13 protein-coding genes are annotated in these 20202 nt (G+C 72.2%); 6 read left to right on the top strand and 7 right to left on the bottom strand.

What is annotated here, in order from left to right; translation table 11 throughout:
• Positions 1 to 141: 141 nt before the first annotated feature.
• From ACFPM7_RS25230 to hrpA, 3 genes are all read right to left on the bottom strand, one after another.
• Entirely contained in the window at positions 142 to 3492 is a 3351-nt protein-coding gene (locus ACFPM7_RS25230) for a TM0106 family RecB-like putative nuclease (protein ID WP_378250254.1), read from the bottom strand.
• Between the two features lie 96 nt (positions 3493 to 3588).
• The gene (locus ACFPM7_RS25225; protein WP_378250253.1) at positions 3589 to 5577 is read right to left on the bottom strand and encodes a glycosyl hydrolase family 28-related protein; all 1989 of its coding nucleotides are present in this window, start codon (positions 5575 to 5577) and stop codon (positions 3589 to 3591) included.
• A gap of 107 nt (positions 5578 to 5684) precedes the next feature.
• Positions 5685 to 9575, bottom strand: coding sequence for an ATP-dependent RNA helicase HrpA (gene hrpA / locus ACFPM7_RS25220; RefSeq protein WP_378250252.1), 3891 nt, complete (start codon positions 9573 to 9575; stop codon positions 5685 to 5687).
• A 93-nt stretch (positions 9576 to 9668) separates the two neighbouring features.
• Between hrpA and ACFPM7_RS25215 the strand changes: the two genes are divergently transcribed.
• The 3 genes from ACFPM7_RS25215 to ACFPM7_RS25205 all read left to right on the top strand — a co-directional run bounded on the left by ACFPM7_RS25215 (position 9669) and on the right by ACFPM7_RS25205 (position 12398).
• Positions 9669 to 10334 carry a biliverdin-producing heme oxygenase gene (locus tag ACFPM7_RS25215; RefSeq protein WP_378250251.1) on the top strand — a complete coding sequence of 222 codons (666 nt, stop codon included), beginning with the start codon at positions 9669 to 9671 and terminating at the stop codon, positions 10332 to 10334.
• 73 nt (positions 10335 to 10407) lie between these two features.
• Complete coding sequence (locus ACFPM7_RS25210) at positions 10408 to 10887, top strand: DUF6319 family protein (protein WP_378250250.1); 480 nt, start codon at positions 10408 to 10410, stop codon at positions 10885 to 10887.
• Between the two features lie 107 nt (positions 10888 to 10994).
• Positions 10995 to 12398 (top strand): SDR family NAD(P)-dependent oxidoreductase, encoded by a 1404-nt coding sequence (locus tag ACFPM7_RS25205; protein WP_378250249.1) that lies wholly within the window; start codon positions 10995 to 10997, stop codon positions 12396 to 12398.
• Here the strand turns inward: ACFPM7_RS25205 and ACFPM7_RS25200 are convergent, their stop codons facing one another.
• The 3 genes from ACFPM7_RS25200 to ACFPM7_RS25190 are packed head-to-tail and all read right to left on the bottom strand — an operon-like array spanning position 12399 to position 15605.
• Positions 12399 to 12836, bottom strand: a complete 438-nt coding sequence (locus ACFPM7_RS25200) for a response regulator (protein WP_378250248.1) — start codon at positions 12834 to 12836, stop codon at positions 12399 to 12401.
• Positions 12833 to 14413: a sensor histidine kinase gene (locus tag ACFPM7_RS25195; protein WP_378250247.1), complete on the bottom strand. Its 1581-nt coding sequence runs from the start codon at positions 14411 to 14413 to the stop codon at positions 12833 to 12835. The genes ACFPM7_RS25200 and ACFPM7_RS25195 overlap by 4 nt, the downstream gene beginning before the upstream one ends.
• Positions 14406 to 15605: a PP2C family protein-serine/threonine phosphatase gene (locus ACFPM7_RS25190; RefSeq protein WP_378250246.1), complete on the bottom strand. Its 1200-nt coding sequence runs from the start codon at positions 15603 to 15605 to the stop codon at positions 14406 to 14408. The genes ACFPM7_RS25195 and ACFPM7_RS25190 overlap by 8 nt, the downstream gene beginning before the upstream one ends.
• A 132-nt stretch (positions 15606 to 15737) precedes the next feature.
• On the opposite strand from ACFPM7_RS25190, the gene ACFPM7_RS25185 reads away from it, so the two are divergent.
• The gene (locus ACFPM7_RS25185; protein WP_378250245.1) at positions 15738 to 16532 is read left to right on the top strand and encodes an LmeA family phospholipid-binding protein; all 795 of its coding nucleotides are present in this window, start codon (positions 15738 to 15740) and stop codon (positions 16530 to 16532) included.
• Here ACFPM7_RS25185 and ACFPM7_RS25180 read toward each other — a convergent pair.
• Positions 16498 to 17139 carry a DUF998 domain-containing protein gene (locus ACFPM7_RS25180; protein WP_378250244.1) on the bottom strand — a complete coding sequence of 214 codons (642 nt, stop codon included), beginning with the start codon at positions 17137 to 17139 and terminating at the stop codon, positions 16498 to 16500. The genes ACFPM7_RS25185 and ACFPM7_RS25180 overlap by 35 nt on opposite strands.
• A gap of 529 nt (positions 17140 to 17668) precedes the next feature.
• Here ACFPM7_RS25180 and ACFPM7_RS25175 point away from each other — a divergent pair.
• A complete protein-coding gene (locus ACFPM7_RS25175; protein ID WP_378250243.1) occupies positions 17669 to 18667 on the top strand; it encodes a tryptophan dimethylallyltransferase family protein in 999 nt (332 codons plus the stop codon).
• A gap of 58 nt (positions 18668 to 18725) precedes the next feature.
• Positions 18726 to 20087 carry a tryptophanase gene (locus tag ACFPM7_RS25170; protein ID WP_378250310.1) on the top strand — a complete coding sequence of 454 codons (1362 nt, stop codon included), beginning with the start codon at positions 18726 to 18728 and terminating at the stop codon, positions 20085 to 20087.
• Positions 20088 to 20202: the final 115 nt, after the last annotated feature.

Genomic DNA, 20202 nt, shown 5'->3' with positions numbered 1-20202 from the left:
CTCTGTCCTCGTGTTCGGAGGCGGCTGTCCACCGCCACTGCCCACAGTGTGGCAGCAGGCAGCTCAACGGCGTCTCGACGCAGGTACCCCTGCCGAGGCAGGGGGTGGAGGTGACCGAGCCCAGGGGTGGGGAGCTGCCCCTCAGGCCCCGGGCCACGGCTCGGCGGTGTCGAGCAGGCCGATCATGCCGGAGACCAGGCGCATCTGGTCGACCGTGCGCATGTCGGCCTCGACCAGCCGGGGCGAGCAGACGAGGACGGCGAGGGCCTGGGCGCGGGACAGGGCGACGTTCAAGCGGTTGCGCGAGAGCAGGAAGTCCAGGCCGCGCGGCAGGTCGGTGGCCGAGGACGAGGTCATCGTGGCGATGACCACCGGTGCCTCCTGGCCCTGGAAGCGGTCCACCGTGCCGACCCGCACGCCGGGGAAGCCCGCCTGCGCCAGCGCCCGGCCGACCACGCGCGTCTGGAGGTTGTACGGCGCGACGACCAGGATGTCCTCATCGGACAGCGGCCGGGCGGTGTCCCCGTCGCGCCACTGGCGGCCGTGCAGGCCCGCGACGAGGTCCACGACCGCGGCGGCCTCCTCCGGGGAACGGGTGGTGTTGCCGTCGTGGGCGATCTCGGCGACGTAGAGGCCGGGGGTGACGCCATCGACGGCGCGGCGGGCGGCCGTGGTGTGGGCGGTGAGTTTGCCCGCGTAGGACAGGCGGGAGACCGGCGCGCACACGGCGGGGTGCATGCGGCGGGTCTGGTCGAGGAAGTAGCCCAGGTCGGGGTGCACGATGTCGGCGTCGCCGATGAGGTGGCCGAGCGCGGAGGCGTCCGCGCCGTGCGGGTGGGTGCCCTGCACGACCTGCGGGAGCTGCTGCGGGTCGCCCAGGAGCACCAGGTTGCGCGCGCACGTCGAGACGGCGAGGGCGTCGGCGAGGGAGAACTGGCCCGCCTCGTCGACGATCAGCACGTCGACCGGGTCGGCGCGCAGTTCGGCGCTGGTGAACTGCCATGCGGTGCCGCCGACGAGGTGGCCGTCCGGGTGGTCGGCGCGCCAGCCCGCCAGCGCGGCGTTGGTCTTGGGCTGGTCCCAGGGCAGCTCGGGGTCCGCGGCGGCGCGGGCGCGCTTGGCCGTCGGTAGGCCGGGGTCGATGGCCAGGGCGGCGGTGAGGACGTTCTCCACGGCCTTGTGGCTGTTGGAGGTGACGCCCACGGTGCGGCCGGTGCCGACGAGGTGGCGGATGAGATTCGCGGCCAGGTAGGTCTTGCCCGCACCCGGCGGGCCCTGCACGGCGAGGGTGGACCCGTCGAGCATGTCGACGCTGTGCAGCACGGTCTCGATGAGGTCCAGGCCCGGTTCGCTCAGCGCGGTGCGGTCGCGCATGCGGGGCTTGACGCGGCGCAGCAGGTCGATGCCGGGGTGCGCGGGCAGCCTCGGCAGGCGCTCGGCCACCGCCTCGGCCAGGTCGGCGATCGCCTCGTCCTTGGGCGAGGGCCGGACCGGCTCGCCGGGCAGCACGGCGTCGGGTGCTCCCGGGGCCGTCTCGTCCGGCTTGCACTTCTCCACCAGCTCGATGCGGTCGGGCCCGGCCGCGGCCACCTCGGCGTTGCGGGCGTCGCCGCCGTAGCGCAGACGGACCTTGTCGCCCTTCTCGAACGGGTGCGGGCGGTCGGGGTCGCAGCGCAGGACCACGGTGCGGCGGGCCAGGCGCGCCCGGCCGCTCGGCTGCTCCCACTCCCCCGCGTCGACCTCGACCGGGACGGCGCAGGAGGCGTCGGACTCCAGCTCGCCCAGCGGGGCGGCGAGCTGGCGGAAGAACTCCCACCACGCCGGGTTCGTCTCCCGGCGGTGGTAGCCGACCAGGGCGGCGAGCAGCACCCTGGCGCGCTCGTCGTCGGACTGCTCGGCCGGGTCGTCGGGCACGCCGTCGACCAGCGCGGTGACGATCCGCTCCAGCCGGGCCGCCTTCTCGATCTGCTTCTCCGAGCGCTCGTCGGCCTCCGGCGCCGCCTCGACCTCGGCGACCCGGGTCTCGATGCCGTTCTCGGCGCGAACGCCGTGCAGGAAGCCGAACAGCTTCTCGGTGGAGACGCAGTCGTACTCGTTGTAGTCGGCGATGCCGCGCAGCACCTCCTCGGCGCTGTCGACCTCGCCTTCGGCGGTGTGCTGGAGATAGCGCTCGTAGGCCTCGATGCTGGAGACCGCGTTCTTCACCTCGCCCTCGCGGGCATCGGGCATGTACAGCGGTTCCAGCGCCTTGATCGAGTACGAGCGCTGCGAGACCCGCAAAGCCTTGCGCACCACCGCGTACAGGTCGACCAGCGCGCCACGGCGCAGCAGGTCGTCCACGGCCGCCTCCCGGGTGCCGTGCAGCGCGGCCAGGCGCTTGAGCGCGGTCGCCTCGTACGGCGCGTAGTGGTAGACGTGTGCGTCGGGGTGCTCGGCGATGCGGGCGACGGCGATGTCGACGAACCGCTCGAACGCGCGCCGCTCCTCGCCGTGGTTGTGGGCCCACAGCGCGGTGAACTCGCCGTCGGCGACCAGGCCGAACAGGTACTCCAGGCCGGCGCCGGAGGCGACGTACGGGTCGCCCTCCATGTCGAAGAACACATCACCCGGGCTCGGCGGCGGCAGCTCGGCCAGCGCGTCGGGGTCGACCACCTCGTACTCGACCTGCCCGGTGGCGTCCTGGCGGACCTGGATGGCGGCCTGGGCGCGCAGCGCCGTGAACGACGCCGTGGACAGCGCGGGCGGCCGGTCGGCCTGCTCGGCGCGCGCGAGGGCGTCGATGGTGGAGATCCCGACGTCCACCAGCTTGCGGCGCTGGTCGGAGCGCATGCCGGCGACCAGCGCGAGGTCGCGGTCGGCTTCGCGTCCGGAGGCGCAGTGCTCGGCGAAGCGGCAGCCCGAGCACGACGCCCGCTCATCGCCCCACAACCGCTGGGGCAGCCGGGCGGGCCTGCCGACCAGCCGAGCGCGCAGCCTGCGCAGCAGCGGGAGGAAGTCGTCCACGCGGAGGCTGACCTTGCTGCCGTCGCCGAGCAGCAGGTGCATGTGCGGCCCGACCGGCCAGCCCGCCTCGGCCAGCGCGTCGGCGTAGGCGGCGAGCTGGATCACCGCCGAGGGGCGGGCGTGGCGGGCGAGCTTGGTGTCGTAGACCTCGTAGCGGCCGTCGTCGGTGCGCATGAGGAAGTCGGCGCGGCCGCTGAACTCCGCGTCGTGGAAGACCGCCTGGTAGACCACGGGAGCACCGGAGCGCAGCGCCTCGGCGGTCTCGGCGGCGCCGACGACCGGGTCGCGGTCATCGATGCGGATGACCGTGCGCTGGGCGCCGACCTTGGTCAGCGTGGCCTGCTCGTGGGCGCGGCCGTGCTTGACGGTGATCTGGTCGGGCCCGGCCCCCGGCCGCGGCGCGTCCGGGAGCCCGGCGGCGTGCGCCTGCGCCAGGACGCTGCGGTGCTCGCACTCGAGCAGGTCGGCGAGGTCCGATGGCGTGTGCATCGCCGGGCAGTCTCCCACCGCGGCGCGGCGCGGCGGCCCCGACACGCCCGAAGGCCGCCCACCCGCCGCGGGGGAACGGGTGGGCGGCCGGGTCCCCTACCAGGGGGACGGCGCCGGGGGCACGACGACCGGCGGGCGGTCGTCGCAGGTGATGGTGTTGGGCAGCATCCACGGTTGCAGCCAGCCGTCGTTGCCGCCGCGGTCGACCACGGTGAACTCCGAGCCCGCCGGTCCGAAGCCGAAGCTGCCGCAGTTGTTGGCCCCGACCGCGCCGACGTTGCGCGCGTCGACGTTCTCGAAGGTCGCCGAGCCCGCCACCCTGGCGCTGAGCACCGAGGTGCCCGCCCCGTCGACCCTGGTGTCCTTGAAGTGCACGCCGGTGATCGAGTAGAGGTCCTTCACCGCCCACTCGCTCACCATCATGATCGCGTTGTACCCGTTGTCCAGGAAGTGGTTCCCGGTGGCGCGGATGTCGGCGGCGATGTCGCGGTCGAGGGCGTAGAGCCAGATCGCGCCGAGGCCGATCCGCCAGTTCAGCTCGAAGGTGCCCGCCCGGGCGGTGGTGTTGTCGGTGAAGCGCAGCGTGCCCTGGAACGGCAGCGCGCCGAAGCGGGCGCCCGCGTGCAGGCCGCTGCCCTCGCGCACCGGGTCGGCGACCAGGTTGCCCGCGACGGTGATGTCCTCGCCGCCGTAGACGGCGATGCCGTTGGCCAGCGTCGGCGACTGGACCGTGTTGCGGGAGAAGGTGTTGCCGCTGTTCTGCTCGCTCATCGCCCACATGGCCAGGCCGTCGTCACCGGTGTTGCGGACGAAGGTGTTGGTGACCGACGAGCCGGTGACGCCCCGGTGGAAGTTCACCGCGTCGGCGATCTGGTCCACGATGATCGTGTCGGAGATGCGGGTGTTCGACATCGGCCCGTCGAACCACATGCCGACCTTGGTGTGGCGGATGTGCAGGCCGGTGATGGTGGAGTCGCTCAGCGCGCCGCCGATGCCGTTGACCTGGTCGGTGTCGATGCGCTCGCGGACATCGCCCTCGATGGCGAACCCGGACAGGTGCACGTCGCGGCTGCCGCCCTCGGCGGCGGGCTTGCCGTAGAAGCCGACCCCGGTGTGCACCGAGCCGTCGGGCGCGGGCTTGTCGAGCGCGACTTCCCTGCCCTTGATGGTGGTGTGCCAGTTGCCCGCGCCCGCGATGGTCACCTTGTCGACGATGATGTGGCGGTTGACCTGGAACACCCCGGGCGGGACGTACACGGTGAGCCGGTGGCGCTTGGCGAAGGCGATCGCCCGGTCGAAGGCGGCGGCGGAGTCGCGCCTGCCGGTGGGGTCGGCGCCGAAGAGCAGGACGTTGGCCGCCCAGCCGACGATGCGCGGCTTGCCCACCAGCTCGGAGTCCATCAGGTCGATGACGGTCCACGCGGCACCGCTGCCCGCGGGCATCGTCAGGCGCACGACGGTCCCGGCCTTGTGCGTGCGGCCCAGCTTCAGGCGCTGCTCGTCGTAGAACTTCGTCGGCCGAAACGGCTTGGTGATCACCGGGGCCGGGGTGGTGTCGGCGGGCACGCAGGCGCACTCGGTGATCCACCAGTCCGGGTGCAGCAGGTCGGCCTGCGGGTCGTTGCTGAACGGGTACTGGTTGTAGAGCCAGGCGTACTCCGAGGTCAGCGTCATCGTCTTGCGCTCGCCGCCCGCCGAGACCGCCAGCGGGGCGCGGATGCCGCCGCCGCGCGGGGCGTCGGGAATGCTGTAGCGCACGGTGATCGCGTTCGCGGCCGCGGGGAGGGTGAACTCCACGTACTGGCCCGCCGTCAGCCGGACGGCTGTGCGGCCGGAGGCCTCCGACGGCAGCGTGTAGGCGGTGCGGTCGGGGCCGATGACGGTCCCGGTCGTGCGGGCGTTCTCGGCCTCCTGCTCCAGGAACGGCACCTGCGCGCCGCGCCCGGCGACCAGCGCCGGGTCGAGTGCCGCCCTGGTCACGACCGGCGCGGGCGTCGCGGACGCCACCGGGCCGGGGAGGACCGCCGCGCCTGCCGCCAGCGCGGCGGCCATCGCCACCACCGCGCTCCTTCTCCTGGATTCCATCGCTCGACCTCACTCGCCCGGGACCGGATGTGACGGGAACCATAGGCCGCCGGCCGGCAATCCCACAAGGTAAAGTCGATTTCTTGCGCGACTTTCGTCGCACTCTTTCAGCTCCGCAATGCGGCGATGGCGGTGTGCACCCGCTTGTCCGACACCGAGCCCGCGGTGCCGAGGGTCTGGGCGAAGTAGCTGATCCGCAGCTCCTCGATCATCCACTTCACCGACCGGACCCCCTCGGAGTCCAGCTCCCAGGCGGGCAGCGCGTTCAGCGCCTCGTGGTAGGCGTCTTCCAGGTCCTGCACGATGTGCATCCAGGTGCGGTCGCGGTCGGGCCGCTCGGGCAGCTTGTCCAGGCGCCGCTCGATGCCGCGCAGGTACCGCTCGACGTCCTCCAGCCTGGCGTGGCCGGTGGCCGTGGCGAACCCGGGGAACACCAGCCCGGCGAGCTGCTCGCGGATGTCGGCCAGCGGCTCGGTGAAGATCGGGCCCTTGGTGGCCGCCAGCCGCGACGTCACCGCCTGCCACGCCGCGATGACCCGCCGGACCCGGTCCAGCGTCTCCACCGTGGTGGGGACCAGCTCCTTGCGGACCGACTCGCGCAGCCGGGCGAACCCGGCCTCGTCCCACGCCGGGCCGCCCGCGGCGGTGATCAGGTGGTCGGCGGCGGCCTCGACGCAGTCGGCCAGCAGGCCGTTGACACTGTTGTGCGGGTTGTGCGAGAGCGTCAGCTTGGCCTGGTTGGACAGCGACCGCACCACCTGCTTGACCGGCGAGGGCACCCCCAGCAGCACCAGCCGCCGCGTGCCCAGCCACATCGCCTGCCGCTGCTCGGGCTCGGTGTCGAACAGCCGCACCGCCACCGTCTTGCCCTCGTCGACCAGCGCCGGGTACGCCGTCACCGACATGCCGTTCTGCGCCGTCCTGGCCACCTTCGGCAGCGCGCCGACGCTCCACTCGGTGAGCCCGGAGCGGGCCAGGTCGGTCGCGGCGGTCAGCGACTCGCGCAGCTGGGCCTTGAGCTGCTGCTTGAGCTTCTCCAGGTCCTTGCCGGTGGCCAGCGTCCGCTCGGCGTCGACCACCTCGAACGTCGTGCGCAGGTGGTCGGGCACCGCCGCGAGGTTCCATGCCTCGCGCGGGATCACCACGCCGGTCAGCGCCTTCAGCTCGCGGGCCACCGCCTCGGGCAACGACGGCTCGTCCGGGGCCAGCCGGGCCACGACCGCCTTGGCGAAGTCCGGCACGGGCACGAACGCGCGGCGCAGCGGCTTGGGCAGCGAGCGGATCAGCGCCGTCACCGCGTCGGTGCGCAGTCCGGGCACGGTGAGGGAGAAGCCGTCGCCGGTGAGCTGGTTGAGCACCGCGATCGGCACCCGCGCGGTCACCCCGTCGTCGGCGCGGCCGGGCTCGAAGCGGTAGGTCAGCGGCAGCGTCAGGCCGCGCTGGGTCATGGTGTCCGGGAACGCCTCCGGGGTGAGGTCGCGCGCGGAGTCGTTGACCAGCAGGGTCCTGGGGTAGGTCAGCAGCTCCGGCTCGCTGTGGCGGGCCTTCTTCCACCACGAGTCGAAGTGGCGCGCGGAGACCACGTCGGCGGGGACGCGCTGGTCGTAGAAGGTGAACAGCGCCTCGTCGTCGACCAGGATGTCGCGCCTGCGCGCCCGGTGCTCCAGCTCCTCGACCTCGGCCAGCAGCTCGCGGTTGGCGTGGAAGAAGCGGTGCCGGGTCTGCCAGTCGCCTTCGACCAGCGCGTGCCGGATGAACAGCTCGCGCGCCATCTCCGGATCGATGCGGCCGTACTGGACCTTGCGCGAGACGACGATCGGCAGGCCGAAGAGCGTCACCCGCTCCAGCGCGACCACCGAGCCCTGCTTGGCCTCCCAGTGCGGCTCGCTGTAGGTGCGCTTGACGACGTGCCCGGCCAGCGGCTCGATCCACTCCGGCTCGATGCGCGCGCAGATGCGCCCCCAGAGCCGGGTCGTCTCCACCAGCTCGGCGCTCATCACCCAGCGCGGCGGCTTCTTCGCCAGCGTCGAGCCGGGGAACACCGCGAACTTCGCGTTGCGCGCGCCGAAGAACTCCCGGCCCTGCGGGTCGCGGTAGCCCACGTGCGAGAGCAGCCCGGACAGCAGTGCTATGTGGACGTTGCGCGGCTCGGCCGGGGAGTCGTTGACGGTGATGCCCAGCTGGCGGGTGATCTGCTTGAGCTGCGCGTGGATGTCCTGCCACTCGCGGATTCTCAGGTAGTTCAGGAACTCCGCCTTGCACGTCTTCCTGAACCGGTTGCCGGACAGCTCCTTCTGCTGCTCGCGCAGGTGGTTCCACAGGTTGAGGTAGGACAGGAAGTCCGAGTCGGGGTCGGCGAAGCGGGCGTGCTTCTCGGTCGCGGCCTGCTGCTGCTCCTGCGGGCGCTCGCGCGGGTCCTGGATCGACAGCGCCGCGGCGATCACCATGACCTCGGCCACCGCGCCGGTGTTGCCCGCCTCCACGACCATGCGGCCGAGCCGGGGGTCGACGGGCAGCTGGGCGAGCGTGCGGCCGAGGGCGGTGAGCGACTTGCCGTCCTTGGTGAGCGCGCCCAGCTCGTGCAGCAGGTTCACGCCGTCGGCGACGTGGCGGCGGTCGGGGGGCTCGATGAACGGGAAGTCGGCCATGTCGCCGAGGTCGGCGGCGGTCATCTGCAGGATGACCGAGGCCAGGTTCGTGCGCAGGATCTCCGGATCGGTGAACTCCGGGCGGGCCAGGAAGTCGTCCTCGGTGTACAGCCGCACGCACACGCCGTCGGAGGTGCGTCCGCAGCGGCCCTTGCGCTGGTTGGCCGAGGCCTGCGACACCGGCTCGATCGGCAGGCGCTGCACCTTGAGCCGGTTGCTGTAGCGGGAGACGCGCGCGGTGCCGGGGTCGATGACGTACTTGATGCCCGGCACCGTCAGCGATGTCTCGGCGACGTTGGTGGCCAGCACGACCCGCCTGCCCCGGTGCGCCTGGAACACCCGGTGCTGCTCGGCGGAGGACAGGCGCGCGTAGAGCGGCAGGATCTCGGTGTCGCGCAGCTTGCGGGCCGCCAGCGCCTCGGCGGCGTCGCGGATCTCGCGCTCGCCGGAGAGGAACACCAGGATGTCGCCGGGGCCTTCGGCCTGCAGCTCGTCCACCGCGTCGAGGATGCCCTGCACCTGGTCGCGGTCGGGGTCGGCGTCGGGGTCCTCGGGGTCGACCAGCGGCCGGTAGCGCACCTCCACGGGGTAGGTGCGGCCGGAGACCTCCACGATCGGCGCGTCGCCGAAGTGCCGGGAGAAGCGCTCCGGGTCGATCGTCGCCGAGGTGATGACGACCTTGAGGTCCGGGCGCTCGGGCAGCAGGCGCGAGAGGTAGCCCAGCAGGAAATCGATGTTGAGGCTGCGCTCGTGCGCCTCGTCGATGATGATCGTGTCGTACTGGCGCAGCAGCCGGTCGTGCTGGATCTCGGCGAGCAGGATGCCGTCGGTCATCAGCTTCACCAGCGTGGTCGGCCCGACCTGGTCGGTGAACCTGACCTTCCAGCCGACGACCCCGCCCAGCTCGGTCTTGAGCTCCTCGGCGACGCGCTCGGCCACCGTGCGCGCGGCGATGCGGCGCGGCTGCGTGTGCCCGATGTGACCGGTGACACCCCGCCCCAGCTCCAGGCACATCTTGGGGATCTGCGTGGTCTTCCCCGAGCCCGTCTCGCCCGCGACGATCACCACCTGGTGCTCGCGGATGGCGGCCATGATGTCGGCGCGCTTGGCGCTGACCGGCAGCTCCTCCGGGTACTCCGGAACCGGCACGGCGGCCCGGCGGGCGGCCACCCTGGCCTCGGCGGAGGCCACGTCGGCCCCGATCCGGGCCAGCACGGCGCGGCGCTTGTGCTTGTCGCGCAGCCTGCGGACGCCGTCGAGCCTGCGGGCGAGGCGGTCGGAGTCGTGGGCCATCAGCCCGCCCAGGCGGTCGCGCAGCTCGCCGGGGGAGGCGTCGAGGTCGGTGCTCATCTCAGCGCCAAGGGTAATGGGCCCGTCATCACGGTTTCCGCCGTCAGCCATTTTGGTTAGCATCGCCTAAGCAGCTCAGCGGGAAGGGGCAGCATGACGACCGACCAGGTGGCCGAGCCGTTCTCGCGGGGCCTGCGGATGGCGATCGAGGACGGGCACGCCCGCGCGCAGGGCTCGGTGTTCGTCGAGGCGCTGGTGGAGGGTCGGCTGAACCTGGCCGGGTACACCGCGCTGGCCAGCCAGCACTACTTCATCTACACCGCGCTGGAAGCCGCGGGCGAGGCGATGGCCGAGCACCCCGTGGCGGGCCGCTTCGTCGTCGACGGCCTGCGCCGGGTGCCCGCGCTCGCCGACGACCTCGCCGAGCTGATCGGCCCCGACTGGCGCGACCGCGTCGAGCAGCGCCCGTCCACCGCGGCGTATGTGGCGAGGCTCACGGAGGTCGCGGCGGTCTCCCCCACCGCGTTCGTGGCGCACCACTACACCCGGTACCTGGGCGACATCGCGGGCGGCCAGGTGGTGCGCGCGCAGCTGCGCTCCCAGCACGGCTTCACCGACGCGGGCGCCCGCTTCTACGACTTCAGCGCCATCGCCCCCGTGCCGACCTTCCGCAAGCGCTACCGCGAGCTGCTGGACACCGCGCCGTGGTCGGCGGCCGAGCGGGCCGAGGTGATCGCCGAGGCGGGCACCGCCTTCGACCACAACGTGGCCGTCCTGACGGATCTGGCCGCCGACCTGCCGACCTTCCGGGCGGCCTGACCCGGCGCACGCCCCGATCCGAACGGGTGTTCTAATTCACTCCGGTCCAGCGAGTCCTGAGAGGGAGTGGATGGTGTCCATCGATACCGAGACCGTGCCCGTGGCAGCCCCGCAAGCGACGGGGTCGACCGAGCCGCAGGCGACCCCGGACCCGGCTCCGGCAGCCGAGCCTGCCGAGGCCCCGGCCGCCGCCGAGAGGAAGGCCCCCGAGGCGAAGCCGGAGCCCCCCGCCCCGGCGAAGAAGCCGCGCGCGCCGAAGGTGGCCAGCACCGCCAAGAAGACCCGCACCGTCGAGCTGACCCTGACGGTCACCGGCACCGCCGACGGCGACTGGCAGGCCGAGCTGACCCAGGGCGGCAAGCGCGTCCTGCAGGGCCTGGAGATCCCCGCCGCCGCCGTCTCCCGCGCCGCCGCCGAACTCCACACCGACATCGCCACCGCGATCGAGTCGGTCCTGGAGACCGCCCGCGAGCAGCACCGCGCCCGCATGGCCGAGCTGGAAGCGGAGCTGGAGAAGGTCAAGGCCGCGCTCTCGGAGCTGCAGAGCGACTGAGCGTCTTCCGTCCTGCCGCGCCGGTGGCCTGGGCGCGGCAGGACGGGGTTCGCGCCGCTTCTACGATGGGCGGCGACGAACAGCACGGCCTTCAGTACGGGGACCCCATGACCGGCATTGACGACGACCGCCTCCAGACCTGCCTGCAGGTCCTCTCCGAGGTCGAGTCGCTCCCCGACGACCACCCGCACGCCGTCGCGGTCCGGCGGGCCACGGCGGGCATCTTCAAGGCCGTCCGCAAGCAGCGCAAAGCCGCCAAGCGGGCCGCCGAACTGGCCGCCGACCGCGCCGTGATCGCGGCGACGGCCACCGGTTCGCCGCAGCGCATCGATGACGAGACCCGCGGCATTCCGCTGGTCTCGGCCACCCCCGGCGCGACGGCCGGAACGCTCATCAGGGCGGGCGCCTGCTACGTCTGCAAGCAGCGCTACACCGCGGTCGACGCCTTCTACCACCAGCTCTGCCCCGCCTGCGCCACCGTCAACCGCGCCAAGCGCGACGCGGGCGCCGACCTCACCGGACGCGCGGCCCTGCTCACCGGCGGGCGGGCCAAGATCGGCATGTACATCGCGCTGCGGCTGCTGCGCGACGGCGCGCACACCACGATCACCACGCGCTTCCCCGCCGACGCGGTGCGCCGCTTCACCGCCGAGCACGACAGCGCCGACTGGCTGCACCGGCTGCGCGTGGTCGGCATCGACCTGCGCGACCCCGCCCAGGTCGTCGGGCTCGCCGACCTGCTGTGCGCCGCCGGGCCGCTGGACATCCTCATCAACAACGCCGCGCAGACCGTGCGGCGCAGCTCGGCCGCCTACGCGCCGCTGCTGGCCGCGGAGTCGGCGCCGCTGCCCAGCGGGCCGCTGCCCGAGCTGGTCTCGCTCGGCCGCGCCGACCGGGCGCACCCGGCCGCCATCACCGGCATGGTCACCGCCGAGCACCAGCTAGCCGCCATGGACATCGCCCGCAAGGCGCTCACCGCGGGCACGGCGGACGGCATCGACGCGGGCGGGCTCGTGCCCGACCCGCACGCGGTGAACAGCTGGACGCACAAAGTGCACGATGTGGACCCGGTCGAGCTGCTGGAAGTGCAGCTGTGCAACCAGACCGCGCCGTTCATCCTCGTCAGCAGGCTGCGGGAGGCCATGCGGCGCTCCCCCGCGCGGCGCAAGTACGTGGTGAACGTCTCGGCGATGGAGGGCGTGTTCGCGCGCGGCTACAAGGGGGCGGGACACCCGCACACGAACATGGCCAAGGCCGCGCTCAACATGCTGACCCGCACGAGCGCCGAGGACCTCTACCGCGACGGCATCCTGATGACCGCCGTCGACACCGGCTGGATCACCGACGAGCGGCCCGCCCCGACGAAGGAACGCCTGGCCACCGAAGGCTTCCACGCCCCGCTGGACCTGGTCGACGGAGCCGCCAGGGTCTACGACCCGATCGTGCGCGGCGAGGCCGGAGAGGACCTGTACGGGGTGTTCCTCAAGGACTTCCAGCCCGCCGCGTGGTGATCACGGCAGCTTGACGACCGTCACGAAGAACTCATCGATCTTGCGGATGACCTCGATGAAGCGGTCGAAGTCCACCGGCTTGGTGACGTAGGCGTTGGCGTGCAGCTGGTAGCTGCGGACGATGTCCTCCTCGGCCTCCGACGTCGTCAGCACCACGATCGGGATCGAGCGCAGCGAGTCGTCGGCCTTGATCTCGGCGAGGACCTGGCGGCCGTCGAAGCGGGGCAGGTTCAAGTCGAGCAGGACCAGGTCCGGGCGCGGCGCGTCGGAGAACTGGCCCTCCTTGCGCAGGAACTGCACGGCCTGCTCGCCGTCGCGGACGACGTGCAGCTCGTTGCGGATCTTGTAGTGCTCGAACGCCTCCCGGGTCATCAGCACGTCGCCCTCGTCGTCTTCGACGAGCAGGACGTCGATGGCCTTCAGGTTCGATCCGGTCACTGGGTTTCCTCGCTCACGTCCGGTGTCTCGGGCGCCTCGGCGTCCTCACCGGCCAGGGTATCGATCGCCGGGAGGGTGAAGCGGAACCGCGTCCCGGGAGCGTACTCCGGGTCGAGCCAGATCCGGCCACCGTGGTACTCGATGATCTTGCGGCACATCGACAGGCCGATGCCGGTTCCCGGGTACTCGTCCTTGGGGTGCAGCCGCTGGAAGATGACGAAGACCCGCTCGGCGTACTCGGGCTGGATGCCGATCCCGTTGTCGCTGAAGGTGAACTCCCAGAACTCGCCGTCGCGCACCGCGGCCACGGCGATGCGCGGCGGGTCCTCGCCGCGGAACTTCACGGCGTTGCCGACGAGGTTCTGGAAGACGGCGGTCAGCAGCGCGGCCTCACCGCGCACCACGGGCAGCTCGCCCTTCTCGACCGTCGCGCCGGACTCCTCGACCACGTGGTTGAGGTTGGCCACCGCCTGGTCGACCAGAGCGCCAGTGGGCACCGAGACGTGGTCGTTGACGTGCCTGCCGACGCGGCTGAAGGCGAGCAGGTCGTTGATCAGGATCTGCATCCGCTTCGCCCCGTCGACGGCGAAACCGATGTACTGGTCGGCGCGCTCGTCCAGCTGGCCCTTGTAGCGGCGCTCCAGCAGCTGGCAGAAGCTCGCGACCTTGCGCAGCGGCTCCTGCAGGTCGTGCGAGGCGACGTAGGCGAACTGCTCCAGCTCGCTGTTGGACCTGGCCAGGTCCTCGGTGCGCAGGTCCAGCTCGGCGTTGATGTCGCGCTGGGCGGCCAGCTCGTCGACGATGCGCTGGCGCATGGAGTCCACGTCTTGGGCGAGCACGACGATCTCGCGCGGCCCGCCCACCTTCGGCGCGTGCTGGAAGTCGCCGTCGGCGACCTTGCGCACCTGCCCTGCCAGGCTGGTCAGCGGGCCGACGAAAGCCGAGCGCAGCACCAGGATGAGCACGACGAAGACGAGCAGCAGCATGACCGCGAGCCCGATGGACACCCAGGTGACCTGGCTCGCCGAGTCGTCCAGCACATCGCGCCCGATGATCCTGACCGACTCCAGCTCGCGCTGGAGATCGGCCGAGGTGGCCCGCACCTGGTCGAACATCGCCTTGGCAGCGGTCACCCGATCCGCGATCAGGCTGTCGTCCCCCGGTATGGCGGCGGTGACGACCGGCTCGGCGTAGAAGTCGCGCCACTGCTGCGCGAGCCTGTCGAGTTCGTTCAGCCGGTCGAGCACACCCGGCATGCCCCCGGCCACGCCGCGCAGGCTGGCCTCGGCGGCCTCCGCCCGCTCAAGGCCGAGGGTGTACGGGGCGAGGAAGTCCGCGTGCTGGCTGAGCGCGAACCCGCGGACCCCGGTCTCCTGGTCCACGAGCGCGGCGTCGAGGCGCAGCGCGTGCTGCAATGCGGGGTCGATCCGGTCGACCAGGTCGACTCGGGCGTCCGACAGGCGGGCGATGGTGATGGCGCCGAGCACGATGCCAGCCACGCACAGCGCGATGGCCGCGCCGATGGTGACGGTGATCCAGCGGCGCAGCGACCAGCGGTTCTTCCCGGCCCTAGGCATCGGCGAAACCGGCGTCGTCGGCGACCCGGGTGAGCATGAGCGCCGCGACGTCGTCCACCAGGTCGCCGCGGTTCAGCTCGCACACCGCTCTGACCAGGTCGTCGAGCAGGGTGGCCCGCCAGTCCCCGCCCTCGGCGGCGAAGCGGCCCGCCAGCCCGGCCAGGCGCTCGGGGCCGAGGCGCTCGGGGCCCTCGCCGACGCGGCCCTCGATCAGGCCGTCGGTGAACATCAACACCGACCACTGGGGGCCCAGTTCGACCGTGCGCGCCGCCCAGGACGCGGACTCGACCACGCCGAGCGGGATGCCGATGGGCGCGCTGAGCAGGGTGGCGCCGTCGGGGGTGAGCAGCACGGGCGCGGGGTGGCCCGCCATGCGCAGCTCGGCGGTCTCGCGGTCCGGGGCGACCGACAGCGTGCAGATGGTGGCGAAGAGGCCGTCGAGGTGGCGTTCGTGGACGAGGATGCGCTGCATCGTGTTGAACACCTCGTCCACCGGTCTGCTGGCCAGCACCATCGTGCGCCAGGCGACGCGCAGGTAGACCCCGAGCGCGGCCTCGTCGGGGCCGTGCCCGCACACGTCGCCCACCATGGCGTGGACGGTGCCGTCGGCGGACTGGACCACGTCGTAGAAGTCGCCGCCGAGCAGCGCGCGCTGGCGGCCCGGCTGGTAGCGGAAGTCGGCCTGCAGCCGGGGGTCGTCCAGCAGCGGGGAGGGCAGCAGGCCGCGCTCCAGGCGGGCCTTCTCCATCGCCAGCAGCCGCTCCTCGCGCAGCTGGCGCTGCATGTCCTCGGCCCGGACGCGGCCGACGGCGTAGCGGATGACGCGGGCGAGCAGGTCGCCGTCGACCTCACCCTTGAGCAGGTAGTCCTGGGCGCCCGCCGCGACGGCCGCGACCCCGAGCTGGGCGTCGGAGCGGCCGGTCAGCACGACGACGGCCACGCCCTCCGGGCCGTCCAGCACGCGCAGCGCCTCAAGACCGGTGGCGTCGGGCAGGTCCAGGTCGAGCAGCACGCAGTGCTGCCCGTGCTGGCCTTCCAGGCAGTGCCTGGCCTCAGCGACGGTCCGCACCGTGGTGAGCCGCACCTCGGCGTCGCCGTCGGAGAGCAGCTCCTCCACGAGCAGGGCGTCCCCGGCGTCGTCCTCGACCAACAGCACGTTGACGACGTCGCGTGCTGTCACGGACAGGTCCATGCACCCGACTCCATGGTGAACTCGCGGCTCGAACAGGGCTTGGCGATCCTAGTCGCCCGGGCGTGACGGCCGGCGCACGGACGCGCGGGATGTCCACCGGCTGGGCCGCCCGGCCGAGTCGGCGTCGCGCCGATGGGTGAGACTGGGTCGGTGTTCCCCGACTGGTCGCCATTGCGCGGGCTCGACGCGCTGCTGTCGGCGGGCCGGGCGATCCTGCCGGTGCCGACGACGCCCGCCGGGGTGCTCGAAGCCGCGGTGCGCGTCGCGGCCGAGCGGCTCCGGGACCGGCGGGTGACCGTGCGCGCCGCCGACCGCGCCGTGCCGATGACGGTGGTGGACCTGGCGGTGTCCGGCGACACCGTCGGCCTGGCTCAGGGCCGGGTCGGGTCGGTGCTGTTCTCCGCGCGGGACGTGGGGTGGCCGGGACTGCCGCTGGAGCGGCTGGAGGTGCGCTGCCACGACGTGCGCTTCGCCGGTCCGCTCTCGACGAAGGTGGTCGTCGGCGAGATCCGGCTCGCGGCGCGGATCTCCCCGGACGCGGTCGCCGCGGCGGTGGCCGCGGCCGACGCGCGGCTCTCGGCGCGGGTGCTGGGCGGGCAGGTGTGGGTGCGGCGGCGGCCGTGGCCGGGCGCGCTACGGGTGGTGCCCGAAGTGGACGGTGACCGGCTGCGGGCCCGGCCGGTGGCGGTGCGCCTCGGCCGGTGGAGCCGGGCGATCGCACCGGCCCCCGTGGACATTCCCGTCGCGCTGCCCAAGGGGCTGCGGATCTCCGCCGTCGCGGTGTCCGACGGCGGGCTGGACGTCGAGGCGGCGGCGACGGACTGGCGCGACCGGCTCTCCGGCACACCGGTGGCCGAGCTGGTCTCGCTGCTGACCGCGGCAGCGACCACGTTCACCGTGGGATTGCTGCCCGCGGGCCAGTCCTGACCAGACCGACGACGAGCACCGCGAGCGCGGCGACGCCGAAGCCCGCGATCATCCGCTCCACCAGACCGAGCGGGACGAACCGCCACCAGCTCACCCCGCCCATGGCCATGTTGACCACCCCGACCACGATCGTGCCGAACCAGAGCAGTGACGCGGCGCTGAGGAGACGGGCCAGCCACCGCCACGCCGCCGCGGCGGGGAACACCGCGCCGGCAGCGGCGAGCACGGCCAGCGGCAGCGACAGGAAGGCCGTGACGCTGGCGTAGCGGTGGATGGTGCCGCCGATGCTCGGCCCGACCGACCAGTTCGTCTTGGTGAAGACGACCACCAGCACGAGGCTGGCCACCCACACCGCGCCGAGCGCGACGGCGACCCGGCCGTGCCCGCGGCGCAGCAGTTCGGCGAACACCAGCGCCGAGCCGAGGGCGATGAGCACGACCGCGAGGTCGAAGGCCCACTTGCTGGTGCCGAGGGCGTACTCGCTCAGCGTGCGCCGCACAGGGCTGATGTCGCTGGTCGGCGGCAGCACGTGCAGGGCGAGGAACATCCCGATGCCGCCCGCCAGCGCGACCAGCCCGGCCAGGGGAAGTCTGCGATCGGGCTCCACAACCAGACAGAGTAGGCAAACAGGCTGAAAGGCACCTGTGAGCGCGTCCCGGGAACATCGGGTCACCGGACGAACGTGACGAAGATCGCTTCCGCGACCGGACGACCACGCCACGTGATCATGACAGAGCGCGACCGGTTCGCCATCACCTGTCCGGACAGTCCGATCCGTACAGTTCAGGACGGCCGCCGGTAACCAATTCGACAAATAGCTGCCAGATTCCATCAATTAGGGTTCAGACACCCTGCGTCACGAAAACGGGTCCTTATCACACCCTATGTGGACCAGACAAGGAGACATTCGTTCGGCCCAATCTCTTACCCTGTGTGAGGGCAGCCGCCCGAGGATGTCACCAACTTGGCGGGTAGCTTCCGCTCAGTATCACCCGTACGTTTGCCAGCGAACCTCAGCTGATCGCGGGCGGAAACTCGGAGTCTGGATGAGTGCGAAATCACTCGGCGCATATGCGGACGCCCAATTGCGATCGCTCGGTGCGGCGATTGGCCTGGGGGCGACGACGACGGCGCAGGTGTGCGCACTGCTCCCCGACCTGCTCGGCGCCGCGGCGGGCTGGCCGCTCGGCAGTCCACCGTGGCCGTCCGAGATCGCCGATGACCACTCCCCCGTCGAGTACTCAGTGGCCTTCGACCAGCACGGCGTCCCCACGCTGCGGCTGCTGGTGGAGTGCGTGGCCGACGCTCCGTCCCCACTGGGCAACCAGATCGCGGCGCTGAGCGCCGTGCACGCGCTGTCGGCGAAGGTCCCGCTGTCGATCGAGCGGCTCGCCGACGTCGCGGGCCCGTTCCTGACCAGCACGCCCGCGGAGCCGTTCTCCGTCTGGTTCTCCCTGGTCGCGCGCCCGGACACAGGCCCGATGCTCAAGGTGTACCTGAATCCGCACGCCCGCGGCCGGGCGCAGGCCGGCGACCTGGTCGCCACCGCGCTGGACCGCATCGGGTTCATCGGCGGTGAGCGCACCATCCGCGCCGCCCTGCGCGGGCTCTCCACTGTGGATGACTACTCGTTCTTCGCACTCGACCTCGACGACCGCCCGGACGCCCGGGCCAAGGTCTACGTCTCGCACACCGCGGCCACCACCGCCGACGCGTGCCGCGCCGCGGCCGTCAGCCGCGACGGCGACCCGGCCGAAGTGGCCGAGTTCTGCGCAGCCGCCGCGGGCACCGACGGTCCGTGCCAGGGCAGGCCGCTGGTCTCGGCCTACACCTTCCTTCCCGGCGACGGCGCGGTGCCCAGCGGGTACTCCCTCTACGTCCCGATCCGCGACTACGTCGGCGACGACGCCGAAGCGCTGGCCAGGACCATGTCGCTGGCCAAGCGTTACGGCCTGCCGGACACCGCGGTGCGCGCGGCGGTGGACGCCGTGCGCGGCCGCGACCTGGCCGACGGCCGCGGGCTGATCGCGCACCTGTCGCTGCGCACGGGTCCGCCGCACCCCGGGATGACGGTGTACCTGTCCAGTGAGGCGTACGGGGTCACCACAGCGCGCCACCGCGTCGGGGCGGCGTGACCGGCCCGAGACGGGCCGGTGGCAGGACGAGCAGGGAACGAGGGCGCAAGTGCCGCTGATGGAGCCGTACCGCATCAAAGTCGTGGAGCCCATTCCGGTGCTCACCCGCGACGAGCGCACTGCCGCGATGCGGGCGGCGGGTTACAACCCGTTCAACCTCAACGCCGACCAGATCACCATTGACCTGCTCAGCGATTCGGGAACCGGCGCCCTTTCCGCCGCACAGCAAGCGGCCGCCGCCCTCGGCGACGAAACATATGCGGGCGCACGCTCCTATTACCGATTCCGCGACGCCGTCGCCTCCCTCACCGGATTCGAGCACATTCTTCCGGTGCACCAGGGCAGGGCAGCCGAGCGAATCCTGTTCGGCGCGCTCATCGCCCCGGGCCAGCTGAGCGTGTCGAACACCCATTTCGACACCACCCGCGCCAACGTGCACCTCTCCGGCGGCACCGCCGTCGACCTGCCCTGCCCCGAGGCCGCCGACCTCGACAGCGACACGCCGTTCAAGGGCGACATCGACCTCGTCGCGCTGGCCGAGGCCCTGGAGGGCCCCACCGAGGTGGCGGTGGTCGTCATGACGATCACCAACAACGGCGGCGGCGGCCAGCCGGTCTCGATGGCCAACCTCGAAGCCGCCGCCGCCATCACCCGCGCCCACGGCGTCCCCTTCATCCTCGACGCCGCCCGCTTCGCCGAGAACGCCTGGCTCGTCATCCAGCGCGAGCCCGGCTGGTCCGACAAGACCCCCACCGAGGTCGCCCGCGCCGCCTTCGACCTCGCCGACGGCGCCGTGGCCAGCCTGAAGAAGGACGCGATCGTGCACATGGGCGGCTTCCTCGCCCTCCGCGATCCAGACCTGGCCACCCGCTGCGAGGCCGTGCTGATCGCGACCGAGGGCTTCCGCACGTACGGCGGCCTGGCGGGCCGCGACCTGGAGATGATCGCCGTCGGCTTGGAGGAGGTCGTCCAACCCGACTATCTGCGCGCGCGGGCCGGGCAGGCCGAGCACCTGGCGTCGCTGATCGAGAAGGCGGGCGTCTCCATCGTGCGTCCACCGGGAATGCACGCGCTGTACCTCAACGCGGGACGGCTCCTGTCCCACCTGACCCCAGCGCAGTACCCGGGTCACGCGCTGGCGTGCGAGCTGTACGTGGCGGGCGGCATCCGGTGCGCCGAACTGGGGTCGCTGTACCTCGGCGTGGAAGACGAAACCGGCACACTGGTCAAGCCCGCCCCTTACGAACTGGTCCGCTTGGCGATCCCGAGGCGGACGTACACGCAGAGCCACCTGGAGTACGTGGCCGAAGTGATCGCCGAGATCGCCACGTCCCCCGAGTCAGTCCCCGGCCAACGCCTGGTCTCAGCCCCACCCCTCCTACGCCACTTCCACTGCCGCACCGAGCCAGTGGCGCCGTAGCCCGCACCCCGGCACCATTCCGCCACCGACCAACACCAGCAACCCTCCACACAGGGCGCGCCGGCCACCCTCCACACGCGACATACCCGCGCTCCGCGCCATCGGACACAAGGCA

It is taken from the genome of Actinokineospora guangxiensis, from assembly GCF_042657845.1.
GTDB lineage: Bacteria > Actinomycetota > Actinomycetes > Mycobacteriales > Pseudonocardiaceae > Actinokineospora > Actinokineospora guangxiensis.
The sequence above is the reverse complement of the archived record's forward strand: the minus strand, read 5'-3'. Positions and strand labels throughout refer to the sequence as shown.

Coding starts and splice junctions, on each gene's coding strand:
- ACFPM7_RS25230 (WP_378250254.1), bottom strand. CDS start 3,492: ATGCACACGCCATCGGACCTCGCCGACCTGCTCGAGTGCGAGCACCGC.
- ACFPM7_RS25225 (WP_378250253.1), bottom strand. CDS start 5,577: ATGGAATCCAGGAGAAGGAGCGCGGTGGTGGCGATGGCCGCCGCGCTG.
- hrpA (WP_378250252.1), bottom strand. CDS start 9,575: ATGAGCACCGACCTCGACGCCTCCCCCGGCGAGCTGCGCGACCGCCTG.
- ACFPM7_RS25215 (WP_378250251.1), top strand. CDS start 9,669: ATGACGACCGACCAGGTGGCCGAGCCGTTCTCGCGGGGCCTGCGGATG.
- ACFPM7_RS25205 (WP_378250249.1), top strand. CDS start 10,995: ATGACCGGCATTGACGACGACCGCCTCCAGACCTGCCTGCAGGTCCTC.
- ACFPM7_RS25195 (WP_378250247.1), bottom strand. CDS start 14,413: ATGCCTAGGGCCGGGAAGAACCGCTGGTCGCTGCGCCGCTGGATCACC.
- ACFPM7_RS25190 (WP_378250246.1), bottom strand. CDS start 15,605: ATGGACCTGTCCGTGACAGCACGCGACGTCGTCAACGTGCTGTTGGTC.
- ACFPM7_RS25185 (WP_378250245.1), top strand. CDS start 15,738: ATGGGTGAGACTGGGTCGGTGTTCCCCGACTGGTCGCCATTGCGCGGG.
- ACFPM7_RS25170 (WP_378250310.1), top strand. CDS start 18,726: ATGGAGCCGTACCGCATCAAAGTCGTGGAGCCCATTCCGGTGCTCACC.